The sequence below is a fragment of the Olsenella uli genome (assembly GCF_016899935.1).
GTDB classification, from domain to species: domain Bacteria; phylum Actinomycetota; class Coriobacteriia; order Coriobacteriales; family Atopobiaceae; genus Thermophilibacter; species Thermophilibacter uli_B.
The window spans coordinates 169,483-182,508 of record NZ_JACJJK010000004.1 but is presented as its reverse complement, the minus strand read 5'-3'; the positions used below and the strand labels follow the sequence as shown (position 1 = coordinate 182,508).

General features: G+C 68.7%; 10 protein-coding genes and 1 tRNA gene. 6 read left to right on the top strand and 5 right to left on the bottom strand.

Annotation, left to right across the window (positions count from 1 at the left end; all coding sequences use genetic code 11):
• Positions 1-28: 28 nt before the first annotated feature.
• The 5 genes from H6A07_RS05120 (at position 29) to H6A07_RS05100 (ending at position 6,303) form a co-directional block, all read left to right on the top strand.
• Positions 29-121: transfer RNA gene (locus tag H6A07_RS05120), tRNA-Ser, on the top strand.
• Between the two features lie 28 nt (positions 122-149).
• Positions 150-722, top strand: coding sequence for a LemA family protein (locus H6A07_RS05115; protein WP_204813851.1), 573 nt, complete (start codon positions 150-152; stop codon positions 720-722).
• Between the two features lie 165 nt (positions 723-887).
• A complete protein-coding gene (locus H6A07_RS05110; RefSeq protein ID WP_204813850.1) occupies positions 888-2,762 on the top strand; it encodes a magnesium transporter in 1,875 nt (624 codons plus the stop codon).
• Positions 2,763-4,022, top strand: coding sequence for an Nramp family divalent metal transporter (locus H6A07_RS05105; RefSeq protein WP_204813849.1), 1,260 nt, complete (start codon positions 2,763-2,765; stop codon positions 4,020-4,022).
• 250 nt (positions 4,023-4,272) lie between these two features.
• Entirely contained in the window at positions 4,273-6,303 is a 2,031-nt protein-coding gene (locus H6A07_RS05100) for an FUSC family protein (protein WP_204813848.1), read from the top strand.
• 47 nt (positions 6,304-6,350) lie between these two features.
• Here H6A07_RS05100 and amrS read toward each other — a convergent pair whose 3' ends face one another.
• The 3 genes from amrS to H6A07_RS05085 form a co-directional block, all read right to left on the bottom strand.
• On the bottom strand, positions 6,351-7,205 hold the full coding sequence (amrS, locus tag H6A07_RS05095) for an AmmeMemoRadiSam system radical SAM enzyme (RefSeq protein WP_204813847.1): 855 nt from the start codon (positions 7,203-7,205) through the stop codon (positions 6,351-6,353).
• Positions 7,202-8,602 carry an AmmeMemoRadiSam system protein A gene (amrA, locus tag H6A07_RS05090; RefSeq protein WP_204813846.1) on the bottom strand — a complete coding sequence of 467 codons (1,401 nt, stop codon included), beginning with the start codon at positions 8,600-8,602 and terminating at the stop codon, positions 7,202-7,204. The genes amrS and amrA overlap by 4 nt, the downstream gene beginning before the upstream one ends.
• Before the next feature lie 169 nt (positions 8,603-8,771).
• The gene (locus tag H6A07_RS05085) at positions 8,772-9,815 is read right to left on the bottom strand and encodes an NAD(P)H-dependent glycerol-3-phosphate dehydrogenase (protein ID WP_204813845.1); all 1,044 of its coding nucleotides are present in this window, start codon (positions 9,813-9,815) and stop codon (positions 8,772-8,774) included.
• Between the two features lie 213 nt (positions 9,816-10,028).
• Here H6A07_RS05085 and H6A07_RS05080 point away from each other — a divergent pair, with 213 nt between their 5' ends.
• A complete protein-coding gene (locus H6A07_RS05080; RefSeq protein ID WP_204813844.1) occupies positions 10,029-11,267 on the top strand; it encodes a Fic family protein in 1,239 nt (412 codons plus the stop codon).
• A gap of 257 nt (positions 11,268-11,524) precedes the next feature.
• Here H6A07_RS05080 and rfbB read toward each other — a convergent pair whose 3' ends face one another.
• Both rfbB and H6A07_RS05070 read right to left on the bottom strand, forming a co-directional pair.
• Positions 11,525-12,544 (bottom strand): dTDP-glucose 4,6-dehydratase, encoded by a 1,020-nt coding sequence (gene rfbB, locus H6A07_RS05075; protein ID WP_204813843.1) that lies wholly within the window; start codon positions 12,542-12,544, stop codon positions 11,525-11,527.
• A gap of 284 nt (positions 12,545-12,828) precedes the next feature.
• Complete coding sequence (locus H6A07_RS05070; protein ID WP_239471076.1) at positions 12,829-13,023, bottom strand: hypothetical protein; 195 nt, start codon at positions 13,021-13,023, stop codon at positions 12,829-12,831.
• Positions 13,024-13,026: the final 3 nt, after the last annotated feature.

Below are 13,026 nucleotides of genomic sequence, written 5' to 3'. Positions count from 1 at the left end.
GGGGTAGGATACTAGTGCTCGCGCGCTCGGAGGAGTGGCAGAGTGGTTGATTGCAGCGGTCTTGAAAACCGTCGAGCGGGCAACCCCCGTTCCGAGGGTTCGAATCCCTCCTCCTCCGCCATCGCGCCCTTCGGCCCCAAGGAGCGCCCGTGGACCCCATCGTCGTCATCCTCCTGCTTGGCCTGGCGCTCATCGCGCTGGTCATGGTGTACACCCGCACCTACCTCAACATCATGGGCGCGGACGAGAAATGCCGCGCCACGTGGAAGGTCCTCGACGCGGCGCTCGCGCGGCGCGGGGAGCTCGTGGCCTCGCTCGAGGCGGCAATGGCGGGGCGCGACGGGCACAGCCGCGAGATGCTCGACGCCGTCAGCCAGGCGCGCGCCACCGTTGACGCGGCGGAGCGGCCGGCCGACAAGATCGTGGCCTCGCAGGCCCTCACGCAGACGCTTCGCGAGCTCTTTGCCGTGGCGGAGCGCTCGACGGCGCTCATGACCAATCCGGACCTCGTGGCCCTCATGGGCCAGATCGCCCAGGCCGAGAAGGACCTCGAGCAGGCGCGCCGCGCCTACGACGAGGAGGTCCGCAGCTACAACGCCCTGGTCACGAGCTTCCCCGGCAACAGGATCGGCGGGATGCGCTACCGCCCACGCATGAGCGTCGGCCCCCGGCGCGGCGCCGGCGGAGACGGCGAGCGCGAGCTGCCCTGGACGCGGTTCTAGCGCGCCGTTCTTCTCGCCCGCCGACGCGCGCTTGGGCTACAATACAGCCGGCGAATCCACCTAGGAGAAAGGTCCGCATGAAACCTCGACCTCACAGTCGATGACCTGCGGCGTGCTCCCGCGAACCACGCGAGCGCGCCCACGCGACGCACGTAAGGAGCACGAATGATCTACCTGTCCCAACTCCTGGGCAACCCCGTTCTTGACGCCGACGGCGAGAAGGTCGGCACGGTCTCCGACCTGGGCATCGCCACGGGCGAGGTCTTCCCCCGCATCACGAGCCTGGCCTTCATGGGCCCCGGCCGCACACCCATCATGATCAGCTGGCGCAAGTTCGTGGACACCTACGACGAGCACGAGGTGCACCTCAAGGTCATCGCCACGGACCTGCGCTTCTCCTACCTGCAGCCGGACGAGGTGCTCCTTGCCCGCGACATCCTGAACAAGCAGATCGTGGACACGCACGGCATGCGCGTCGTGCGCGTGAACGACCTCAAGCTCTCGGACACGAGCTCAACCCAGCTGCGCCTGCTGGGCGCGGAGGTGGGCGCGCGCGGCCTGCTGCGGAGCCTCCACCCGGCGCTCGAGCGCGTGGCGCTGCGCCTGGCGCGCACCTTTGGCCACCCGCTGCCCGAGAAGATCATCGCGTGGAGCTACATGGACCTCGTGGAGCGCGACCTCTCCAACGTCAAGCTCTCCGTCTCCCACAAGACGCTCGACGATATGCACCCCGCCGACATCGCCGACATCATCGAGCGGCTGGACCCGCGCCTGCGCGGCCAGGTCTTCGCGCAGCTCGACGACGAGCAGCGCGCCGGCGCGATGGCCGAGTTCGACGACGACGCGATGGCTGCCGAGCTCATGGGCAACCTCACCGAGACCGACGCCTCGCGCATCCTCTCCGAGATGGACCCGGACGACGCGGCCGAGCTGGTCAGCGAGCTGGACTACGACAAGGCCGAGAAGCTCCTGCGCCTGATGGGCGTCCAGGAGCAGCGCGCGATCCGCCAGCTGCTGGGCTATCGCGAGAACACGGCCGGCCGCATCATGACCTCCGAGGTGGCGACCGTCGCCGAGGACGCCACCGTGGCCGACGCCGTGGAGATGCTGCGCGGGCTGGACGAGGACTTCGAGTCCGTGCGCTACGTCTACCTCGTGGACGAGGAGGGGCGCCTCGCCGGCGTCGTGACGCTCAACGCGCTCATCGTGGCCGCGCCGGAGACGCGCCTGGCGGAGCTCGCCACGGCCGACCTCGTGACCGCGAGCCCCGAGGACGATCAGGAGGACGTGGCCGAGGACATCGCCAAGTACAACCTGCTGGCCATGCCCGTCGTGAACGACGAGGGGCGCCTGCTGGGCATCGTCACCGTGGACGACGCGCTGGACGTCCTGGAGGAGGAGCACGCCGAGGACCTGCGCGTGGCCGGCGGCTCGGCGGACGGCGAGGACTCCGGGCACGCGAGCACGCTCATCTGGCTCGTGCGCCGCAACGTGTGGGTGGCCCTGTGGGCGCTCGGCGTGGCGGGGCTCGCGCTCGCCGTGGGCGGGCGCCTCACGCTGGCGGAGACCCTCACGATCGCGATCCCGCTCGCCGTGGCACTCGTGCTCGCGGACGACTCCATCTCCTACGTCACCAACTTCTTCCTGGAGAACGACCCCGACGACGAGGACACGCCCTCCATGCTGGGCTTCACCTGCAAGGGCGTGGGCATCGGCGCCGCGCTGGGGGTCCTGCTCGCTCTGATCGTGGTCGCCCTCATGAACGTGCTGGTCTCGCCGGCCGTCCCCACGGCGGGGGTCTTTGAGGGCAGCCTCGGCGACGCGCTCGTAACGGGCGGCCTCGCGGCGGCGGCGAGCACCTTCGTCTCGTTCGCGCTCACGCCCGTCTACCTGGGCGTCCTTCGCGCGCGCGACGCGGCAAACAAGGAGACCTCCGGGTTCACGCTCTCGCTCGTGGCCATGCTCGTGGCCGTGGCGGTCTTCACGGGCGCGGCGCTCGCGCTCGCCGGCCCCGGCGCCGTGGTGGGGGCGGGGTTCTAGATGCCGCAGGGCGAGAAGAGCGCGGAGTCCCGTCAAACGCGGCTGGAGCCGCGCCGCATCCTCGCGGCGATGGGACCCGGCATGGTGGCGGCGCTCGCGGGTGCGGACGCCGGCGGCGTGGCCACCTACTCCAACGCGGGCGCGCTCTTTGGCTTTGCGCAGCTCTGGACCGTGCCGCTGATGTGCTTCCTGCTCATCGTGGCGCAGGAGACCGCCGCACGCATGGGCTGCGTCACGGGCAAGGGCCTGGCCTCGCTCATCCGCGAGCAGTTTGGCGTGCGGCTCTCCGCGCTGGCCATGCTCGCGCTTCTCGTCTCCAACACCACGGTCACGCTCTCGGAGTTCGCGGGCATCGCGTCGGCCCTCGCGCTCTTCGGCGTGCCGGTCTACGTGAGCGTTCCGGCGGCGGCCCTGGCCATCTGGCTGCTCACGATGAGCGGGTCGTACCGCCGGATCGAGAAGGTCCTTCTCGCCATCGCGTGCGTCTTTGTGACCTACATCGTGGCCGGCGTCATGGTGGGACCCGACTGGGGCGACGCCCTCCTGCACACCGTGGTCCCGCACGTGGAGGCCACGCCGCGCTACCTGTCGCTGCTGGTGGCGAGCGTGGGCACGGCCATCGCGCCGTGGATGCTTTTTCTGGCCCAGTCCAACGTGGTCGAGAAGAACGCGCGCGCCGAGGACCTTCCCTACCAGCGGATCGACACCGTGACGGGCGCCGTGGCCGCGAGCGTCATTTCCTGGTTCATCATCCTCACGACGGGCGCCGTGCTGCACCCCGCCGGCATCGAGGTCAGCGGCGCCGAGGACGCGGCCGCCGCGCTCGCGCCGCTCGTGGGCGACTACGCCGAGCTGCTCTTTGGCGCGGGACTGGCCGGGGCGTCGCTGCTCGCGGCCTGCGTGCTGCCGGGCATCACGTCGAGCGCGATCTGCGAGGCGTTTGGCTGGGAGCGCGGCGCGGACCGCAGCTGGGCCGAGGCGCCCACCTACCGGGGCATCATCACCGCCGTCATCGCCGTGTCCGCGCTGGTGGTCATGCTGCCGAACGTCAACCTCTTTGGCATCATGATGGTCGCGCAGGTCATCAACGGCGTGCTGCTGCCCGTGCTTCTCGTCTTCATGGTGCTGATCGCGAGCGACCGGCACGTGATGGGCCGCTTTGCCAACAGCCGCCTCTGGAACGCGCTCACCTGGTTCACGATCGTGGCCGTGACCGTCCTCACCGTCATCATGTTCGCGATGCAGGCGATGGGGCTATAGTCGGTTCGGCGGCCTTGGCATGACTTTTGCCACGCCGCACGTCGAGTCTGTACTTTTCTCCAAAATCGCGAAATACAGACTCGATGCACGGCCCATTTACCTGCGATTCTTCTTCGGAATATTGAGTCTGTACTCCGCCCTTCCGCAAAAAAGTACAGACTCGACGTCCACAAGAGCCGCGCTCACGTGGCGGGCCGTTTTGCGGCCGCATGCAGGCCGATCTGATTTACGATGCGAATACAATAGGCCCATGACTAGCAAAGAGATCAGAGGCTGGCTCGAGGCGAGGCGCGCCCGGCTCGTGGGCACGCTGCCCGTCATCGCGTTCTTCATCGCGCTGTTCTGGATCGTGCAGCTCGGCTTTGGCGACCGCTACCTCCTCGCGGTCTCGCCGTTCACCACGCTCTTTGAGACGCGCTTGACCAAGTACAACCCGCCGGCTCAGTACGCCCGCTTCTTCCTGGTGAGCGCGCTCGCGCTCGTGGGGGCGCGCCTGGCGGTAACCAACCTCGCGCTCTGCGTGGCCGTGAACCTGGCGATGCCGTTCGTCCTCGTGTTCATGCGCTCGTCTCAGCTCAACCCGCGCCGCTACTTCCCGTACACGATGCTCTTTGCCTTCCTGCAGCTCCGGCCGGCCAACCTCGTGACGTCGTTCGCCACGCAGGCGGCGGTGCTCGTGGCCTGCTGCCTCACGCTGAGCGCGGGCCTGCTCGTGGCCGGTGCCGTCCGCCATCGCGCGCGGGAGGCCCGCAGCCGCCTGCACGACTGCGTCCGCCGCCTCGCCGACGGCCTCGCGCACGCGGCGGAGCGCGGCGTCGACGAGAACCTGCGCGCTGAGCTGCTTACCCTGCGCCGCGAGTTCGCCGCCCTCGCCTACTCCGCGCGCGAGGACTCCGCCGCCCCGCCGCGCACCGTGAACCTGCTGGACATGATGGCCACGTTGGCGCAGCGCACGGCGTACCTGACCGGCAGCCTCGACTGGGAAGATCGCCACCGCGCCGAGCACGCCGCGCTTCTCGCCCGGCTCGCCGAGCTCACGCGCGGCCTCGACGACGTGGTGGACGCGAACGCGCACGAGGCGCTGCGCGCGGTGCTCGCCAACCGGGTCCGCGCCCTTCTCGCCGACCTGCGCGTCGAGGAGCCGCGCTTCCGTATCTTCTGCCGCAGCTACCTCAACATGCTGCTGCTGATCCTGCGCACCGCCGACGACCCGCACCAGCGCGTCTGGCACATGTCCGCGCGGCACGCGGCCGGCACGGCGCTCTTTCGCAAGCGGCCCACGCTCGACTCCTTCGAGATGCGCTTCTCGGTGCGCTGCGGCATCGTGCTGGCCGTGAGCTGCAGCGTCAACCTGCTGCTGCCCGTGGACCACCTCTACTGGTACGTGCTGCACGCCTACCTGCTGCTGCAGCCCTTCCCCGACGAGAGCTCGCGCCGCATGCGCACCCGCATGGTGGGCACGGCGCTCGGGTGCGTCTTCGTGCACGCCGTGGCGCTGCTCAACCTGGGCTGGGTCGGCATCATGGTGCTGGGCATGGTGCTCGTGGCGCCGCTCTACGCCGCCCGTCCGGGCACCGTGACCTCGGCTTTCTTTGCGACGGCCTACGCGGTGACGATGGCCTCGGCCTCCATCGACGACGGCTACGCCACGATGATGCGCCTGGGCTCGCTCGCGCTGGCGGTGGTCACCGTGGCGCTGGTCAACCGGCTCGTGCTGCCCACCTCGGACCGGCGGCTCTTCGCGGCCGACGTCCGCCAGCTCTTTGCCATGGTGCGCCGCAGCTGGGGGCTCGTGCGCACGACGCTCGACGAGCGCGTGGACACGGTGGTCTCCTCCGAGCGGCTGCTGCACTTCCAGATGCTGCACACGCAGGCGAACGCGCTGCTCGACGCGATCTCCGCTTCGGGCGAGAAGAACGCGGAGATCGCCGAGGTCGCGCGCTACCGCGACGCGGCGGACCGGATGCTCTTCTGCCTCTGGGAGCTTGAGTGCGAGCTGGAGCAGTTGGAGCTGCTGGTGCGGCTGGGCGCCGTGGGTCCGACGGAGCGGGATGCGTTCCGCGCGGTCGTGGACCTGGCGGAGGCGCGCTGCGACCCCGAGCGCTTTGGCACGGGCGTCGGCGAGGCGGGGGCGCTGATCGGGCGGCTCGGCGACGAGGACGTGCGCTACGTGCTGCGGCAGTACGTCGAGCGCGCGGGCGAGCTGCGCCGGGCCGTCGACGACGCGCGCGGCACGCTCGTCCGGCGCCCGACCTACCTCGACGAGCTTCGCCACGGGTAACTTGCCTAAAAGGGGTCAGACCCCTTTTAGGCAACTCCGCGCGGCGCTCAGCAGTTGCCGACGTAGACGTGGGCAAGATGGCGACGGGCCACGTCGGCGAGACGGCGCACGGTGGCCACGGGCGTGGCGGGGGCGCCCGCCATGCGCCAACGCGGGAAGCAGCGCGTCACGTGGTAGGTGACGTCGCCGGGGAGGGCGGCCAGCCAGGCGGCAATGGCGTCCACCTCGGCCTCCGTGTCGTTCATGCCGGGGACCACGAGCGTCGTGACCTCCAGGTGGCAGCCCGGCTCGGCCGCCAGCCGCCCGATCGTAGCGCGCACGGCGTCGAGGCTGTCCGGCGCGCCGCCGCACGCGTCGTAGAACGCGGGCGAGAAGCCCTTGAGGTCGATGTTCGCCGCGTCGAGCAGCGGCGCCAGCTCGTCAATGACGCGCAGGTCGGCGCACCCGTTTGAGACGAGCGCGGTCACGAGGCCCCGCTCGCGAGCGAGAAGCGCCGCGTCGCGCACGTACTCCCACGCCACGAGCGGCTCGTTGTAGGTGTGCGCGACGCCGATCACGCGTGGGTCGCGACGACGCGCCTCGTCCGCGAGCGCCACGAGGTCCTCCGGAGGGAGCTCGCGCCACGTCACGTCCTTCTCGCCCGCCTGGGAGATCTGGTGGTTCTGGCAGAACGGACACGCGAGGTTGCAGCCGTAGCCGCCAACGGAGAGCAGGTAGGAGCCCGGATGGAAGCGCGCGAGGGGCTTCTTCTCCACCGGGTCGAGCGCGAGCGACGTCACGCGGCCGTAGGCCTCGGGCACGACCGCGCCGCCCGCGTTGCGCCGCGCGCGGCAGAACCCGAGCGCGCCCGGCGCCAGCCGGCAGTGCCGGGGGCAGACGTCGCAGATGGCCGCGCCGCTCATAGGTGGCGCACCACCTCGAAGCGCTCCAGGCGCACGTCCTTCTCGCCCAGCGCTATGCCGCCCTTGCGCGCCGCGATCCGGAGCTGCTCCTCCACCGTGTCCACGCCGTCGAGCGCGGGCAGCAGCAGGCCGCGCCGGCCGTCGGGCGTGCTCACGATTACGCCATAGCGCGCCGGGTCCAGCTCAGTGCGGTCGCGCACGGGCTCCGGCTCGCCGAGGACGTCCACGTCGTAGACCAGCTCCGGGAGCTCGTCTGCGGTTACGGGCGAGAAGCGCGGGTCATGGCAGCCGGCCGAGACCGCGTTCTCCACGATTTCCTCCGCGAGGCTCGCGCGCACGGGCGCGATGGTGCCGATGCAGCCGCGCAGCCGGCCGTCCTTCTTGAGGGAGACGAACGCCCCGGCGCGGCGCTCCGTGAGCTCGGGCGGAAGGTCGGCCGGCAGCGACAGCGTCTTCCCCGTGCGCACGCGGTGCTCCAGCGAGGCGCGGGCCAGGCGGACGTAGGGGTCCTCGGCAGCGCGCACCCGCGCGAGCGCGCGTTCGTGCCACGCGAGGTAGGCGCCCTCGAAGCGGCGCGCGGGGTCGGAGCCCTCCGTGCCGGTCGGCGTGAAGGCGGCGACGCCGTAGCCCACGCCGAAGGGGCCCTCGTGCGAGAGCAGCTCGGCACGGACGGGCGTGCCGTCGAGCGCGCCGGCCATGATCTGGAACGAGCGCAGGCCGCACTCCGCCGCGCGCTCGCAGAGGCCGGGGTCCATCGTAAGCAGGCGAAGGAAGTCGCCCGTGGCGAGGGCGTCGCAGACCGCCTCGTCAAAGACCGGACCGTCGGGCGAGAAGCCGTAGGGGCCGTCCGCAGCGAGCTTGTGCGAGAGGTCGCCGGAGGCCACGTAGACCACGCGCCGGCCCAGGCGAGCGGCGGCCTGCTGCACGAGGCGGCCGAGGCGGTAGTGCTCGAGCGGCGAGAAGCCCGCGAGCCCCATACGCACCACCTTGAAGCCCTGGCAGCGCGCCTGGATGAAGTGGAGCGGCACGAGCACGCCCCAGTCGAGCGCGGCCTCGCGCTCGCCGCGCGTGCCCGCCGGGATGCCGGCTGCCTCCGCCGCGCGCCCGAGCTCGCGCACGAGCTCCTGGTCGTAGGTCACCTCCGAGCCGTCCGCGCGGTCGCCGAAGTCACGGAAGTCCCCGCGCGCGTCGGCGCCCGGCGAGATGTGCAGGTAGTCGAGGTAGGAGGTGGTGTGCGGGCTGGAGATCACCAGCGTGTCCGGCGCGAGGTCGGCCACGCGGCGCGCGACCTCCTCGTAGGCGGCAACGGTCGCGGCGATCCCCGCCTCGCGGCCGTGGCCCACCCCCGGCACGATGAGCGGCGGATGCGGCACGGCGAACGCGGCGACGACGGACATGGCGACCTCCCTAACGAGAGCGCGGTTCTTCTCGCCATTGTCGCGCTGACTCCGGGGACGTGCCCGCCCAAACAGAGAAACGGCACGGAATCGGGCGCCAACAGACGCGATTCCGTGCCGTTTCTCTGTCTCGCCGCGCGGGGCGGCCGGGCCCCGCGCGGCGACCGCGCTACGCCTCGTACGCGGCGGGGCCCTCGGGCTTGAGCTCGCGACCCATGAGCAGGCCGGTCGCATCCTCGGGCGCGACCTCACCGGAGACCACGCGGCCCACCATCTCGCAGATCGGCATCTCGACGCCGCAGTGCTCGGAGAGCTCCAGCACCGCCGGCAGCGCGTTCAGGCCCTCCACGACGGCCCCGATCCGCGCAACCGCCTCGTCGACGGGCACGCCCGAGCCGATCAGCTTGCCGCAGCGCAGGTTGCGGCTGTGGAGGCTGCCGGCCGTGACCACCAGGTCGCCGGTGCAGGCCAGACCGAAGAAGGTCTCCTGGTCGCAACCAAGCGCGGTGCCCAGGCGGCGGATCTCGGCGAGGCCGCGCGTGATGAGGGCGGCCGAGGAGTTGTCGCCGAAGCCCAGACCGCGCGCGATGCCGCACGCGAGGGCGATGACGTTCTTGATGGCGCCACAGAGCTCGACGCCGTGCACGTCGGCGCTGGTGTAGACGCGCAGGGCGTCGTTGGAGAAGAGCTCCTGGACGAGCCGCGCGGCGCGCTCGTCGTGACTGGCCGCCACGATGGCGGTCGGCATCTCGAAGGCGACCTCCTCGGCGTGGCTGGGGCCGGAGAGGGCCACGGTCACGGGAGCGACGTCGGGCCGAGCCTTGGCGACCTCGCCGGCGATGACCTCGGTCATGGTGTCGAGCGTGCCCTCCTCGAGGCCCTTCGTCGCGCACACGAGCACGACGTCCGGACGCAGATGGGGAGCCGCCTGCGCGGCCATCCCGCGCACGAAGCGCGACGAGGTCACAAAGACGACCACGTCCTTCTCGGCCACCGCCTCCTCGACGCTGGCGGTGAGGGCGACCTCCTCGGGCAGGTCCGGGTCGCCGGGCAGCGGGATGGTGCGCGTGGCGCGCAGGCGCTCCACGGTCTGGGCGGACTCGGACCACACGGTCACGTCGTGCCCCTCGTGCGAGAAGAGCCGCGCCAGCGCGAGGCCCCACGCGCCGCTCCCCAGAACGCCCACGCGGGCGCGCCGAACCACCTCTGCCACGACTACCTCCTGCAATCGGGTTATTCCGTTTGTAAGATTATGACATGCGCGCGGGGGGCGAGAAGGCCGCGCTTTCAGGCGCCACCAAAAACGCGGTCAATCCAATCTGAAGGCCTCCGCGGTCGCTCTTATTTCTACTATTTACGGAATAGTAGAAATAAGAGCATCGGATTTGCGGTATAGTTCTACTCTCTCGACATCGGAGGTAACGGTATGCCTTATCAGTCCCTCGAGAAGCTCTTCCATATGGACGCCGGCAATGAGCGCTTTGAGAACAACGTCTCTCTTGCCGCATCTCGTCGTGAGGCGGAATCCACATTCAAGACGAGCTTTGAAATCGGTGGCGAGGAGCTCTTCCTGGCCACGCCTCGTGAGCTCTCCCTGCTTAACGAGACCATTCTGGGGCGTGAACGGGAAATCGCCGTCGCCCTCTCCAATCTTCCCGCCATCGCCCGTGGCGCCCTTATCCGCAGCCTCGTCATCGATGAGGTTGTCTGTTCGAACGAGCTCGAAGGCGTATACAGCACCAGAAGACAAATCAATGAGCTCCTGGAGACCTTGCCCATAGATTCGAGCAAGCTAAGCCACAGGAGATTTAGGGAACTGGCGCGACTCTATCTCGAGCTGAGCGACAACGCACGCGTTCTTCCCCAGACCCCAGAAGACATCAGGAGCATTTACGACCGCATCATGTCAGGAGAGGAGCTGGGCGAGGATGCGCCGGACGGGACGCTCTTTCGGAAAGGGGAAGTGAGCATCATCGGGGATGGCGGCCGAGTGATACATCAGGGTCTCTCGCCCGAGAGCAGAATCATCTCCGCGCTGTCTCAGATGATCGGCCTTGCATCCTCTCCCGACATTCCTGGAACATATCGTGCCGCAGCGTCGCACTTCATCTTCGAGTACACGCACCCGTTCTACGACGGCAACGGCAGAACGGGTCGCTACCTGCTGGCACTCTATCTCAGCCAGTCCCTCTCGACGCTTACGGCGCTCTCCCTCTCACGTGTCATCGCAGAGAACAGGAGCCCGTACTACAAGGCGTTCCGGGAGGTCGAACACCCGCTCAACCATGGCGAGCTCACGCCATTCGTCATCATGTTGCTCACATATGTTGACGTCGCCCAACAGCGCATCCTCAGCGACCTGGAGATTAGGAGCGGCCAATTCCAAATCGTGCAGAGAGGCCTCGAACGGCTGTCCGAGCAAGCATCCATTCCGGACAAACAGCGTGACCTCCTGTTCATGCTCGCACAGTTTGACCTATTCGGCGCCTTCCCCGACGTGCCAATTGAGGTTATGGAGGAGTATCTCGGCCTCCACCGTGAGATGACGAGAAAGCACGTGAAAGCTCTTGAAGAGATCGGGTTCGCCAAAAAGGTCAGCGGGCGCCCTCTTCGTTTTGCTCTCACCGAGAAGGGCGAGACATTGCTCGGCATCGGAGACGTTTAGAAAAGGCGTTTTACTCGGCTGCGGTGCGCACAGATCGCTAAGCGCGACCTGGTGCGCGGATACCATGCCTCGCACCTCTACCTGTTCTCCAAGCGGGCCGTCTCCGAAGCAACCGCCGAGAAGTGTGCCCACCGAGCTGACGTGCACCTCGTAACGCTCGAAGAGCTCTACGCGCTCTGAGGCACCCCCAAGAAAAGGGGCCCCGGATCATATCCGGAGCCCATTCCACTCAGATATGCCTGCCGAGAAGAACCGCGCTACTGGCCCTGGGCGGCGTACTTGGCCTCGGTGGCCTCCTTGGCCGGGCGCCACCAGGCCTCGTTGTCGCGATACCACGCGATCGTGGCCTCGAGGCCGCTCGCGAAGTCGGTGTGGCGCGGCTGCCAGCCCAGCTCGCGGCGGAGCTTGGTGGAGTCGATCGCGTAGCGACGGTCGTGGCCGGGGCGGTCGCGAACCCAGTCGAAGGCGTCCTCGGGCTGGCCCATCGCGCGCAGGATCTCGCGCAGGACGGTGATGTTGTCCTTCTCGCCGTCCGCGCCGATGAGGTAGGTCTCGCCGTAGCGGCCGCGCGTGAGGATCTCCCACACCGCGGAGCTGTGGTCCTCGGTGTGGATCCAGTCGCGGACGTTCTTCCCGTCGCCGTAGAGCTTGGGACGGATGCCACACAAGACGTTGGTGATCTGGCGCGGAATGAACTTCTCCACGTGCTGGTAGGGGCCGTAGTTGTTGGAGCAGTTGGAGATCGTGGTGCGCAGGCCGTAGGTGCGGGTCCAGGCGCGGACGAGCATATCGGAGCTGGCCTTGGTGGAGCTGTAGGGGCTGCTCGGGCGGTACGGCGTCTCCTCGGTGAAGCGCGCCGGGTCGTCCAGGGCCAGGTCGCCGTAGACCTCGTCGGTGGAGACGTGGTGGTAGCGCACGTCGTACTTGCGGCAGGCCTCGAGCAGGCGGTAGGTGCCCACCACGTTGGTCTGCACGAAGGGCTCCGGGTCGGCGATGGAGTTGTCGTTGTGGGACTCCGCCGCGTAGTGGACGATCGCGTCGTGGCCGGGGACGATACGGTCGAGCAGCTCGGCATCGCAGATGTCGCCCACCACGAGCTCCACGCGATCCTCGGGCAGGCCGGCGATGTTCTCGGGGTTGCCGGCGTAGGTGAGCTTGTCCAGCACCGTCACGTGCACGCCGGGGTGGTTGTTGACCACGTAGTGCACGAAGTTGGAGCCGATGAAGCCGCACCCGCCGGTGACGATGATGTTGGTGGGGTTGAAGGTGTCAGGCATGTTGGAATCCTCTCTCGCGCCGCCGCGCTAGACCACCGCCGGTCCGTAGACCAGGGCAAGCACGTCGACCGTGCTTCCGTCATAACGATACACAATCAGGAGCGTCGAGATGGTGATCTGTCGCAGCCCCTTGCCATGCCGGACCTCAGACAGCGGAGCACGGTTGCCGACCCAGCTCGAGAGAGGCCGGCAGGCTATCCAGCGCGCCCCGAACCCTCAAAACGTGCTCGGAAGACACCTCGACAAGTGCCTTAACAAAATCGTCGGCAAGTCGAAGCTCCGCCCTAGGTGCGCTTTCTCCTCAGCTCCTCAGCCCGTTCGAACGCCTCGTCAACTGAGGTGGCATAGCGGCCCGTCTCGATGTCCGCGATCCCTCGGCCCACCGCCTCGACAAGGCGCGCCTCAAAGGCGGCGTCTCCTCGCTCGGCAGCTATCCGTCGCTCGAACTTGGGACAAATCGACTCCACCGTTCCTCTCACGAT

What these genes read in the sequence shown, in the direction of transcription:
- H6A07_RS05080 (WP_204813844.1), top strand. Translation starts at nt 10,029, where the DNA reads ATGCCTTATCAGTCCCTCGAGAAGCTCTTCCATATGGACGCCGGCAAT.
- H6A07_RS05110 (WP_204813850.1), top strand. Translation starts at nt 888, where the DNA reads ATGATCTACCTGTCCCAACTCCTGGGCAACCCCGTTCTTGACGCCGAC.
- rfbB (WP_204813843.1), bottom strand. Translation starts at nt 12,544, where the DNA reads ATGCCTGACACCTTCAACCCCACCAACATCATCGTCACCGGCGGGTGC.
- amrS (WP_204813847.1), bottom strand. Translation starts at nt 7,205, where the DNA reads ATGAGCGGCGCGGCCATCTGCGACGTCTGCCCCCGGCACTGCCGGCTG.
- H6A07_RS05100 (WP_204813848.1), top strand. Translation starts at nt 4,273, where the DNA reads ATGACTAGCAAAGAGATCAGAGGCTGGCTCGAGGCGAGGCGCGCCCGG.
- H6A07_RS05105 (WP_204813849.1), top strand. Translation starts at nt 2,763, where the DNA reads ATGCCGCAGGGCGAGAAGAGCGCGGAGTCCCGTCAAACGCGGCTGGAG.
- amrA (WP_204813846.1), bottom strand. Translation starts at nt 8,602, where the DNA reads ATGTCCGTCGTCGCCGCGTTCGCCGTGCCGCATCCGCCGCTCATCGTG.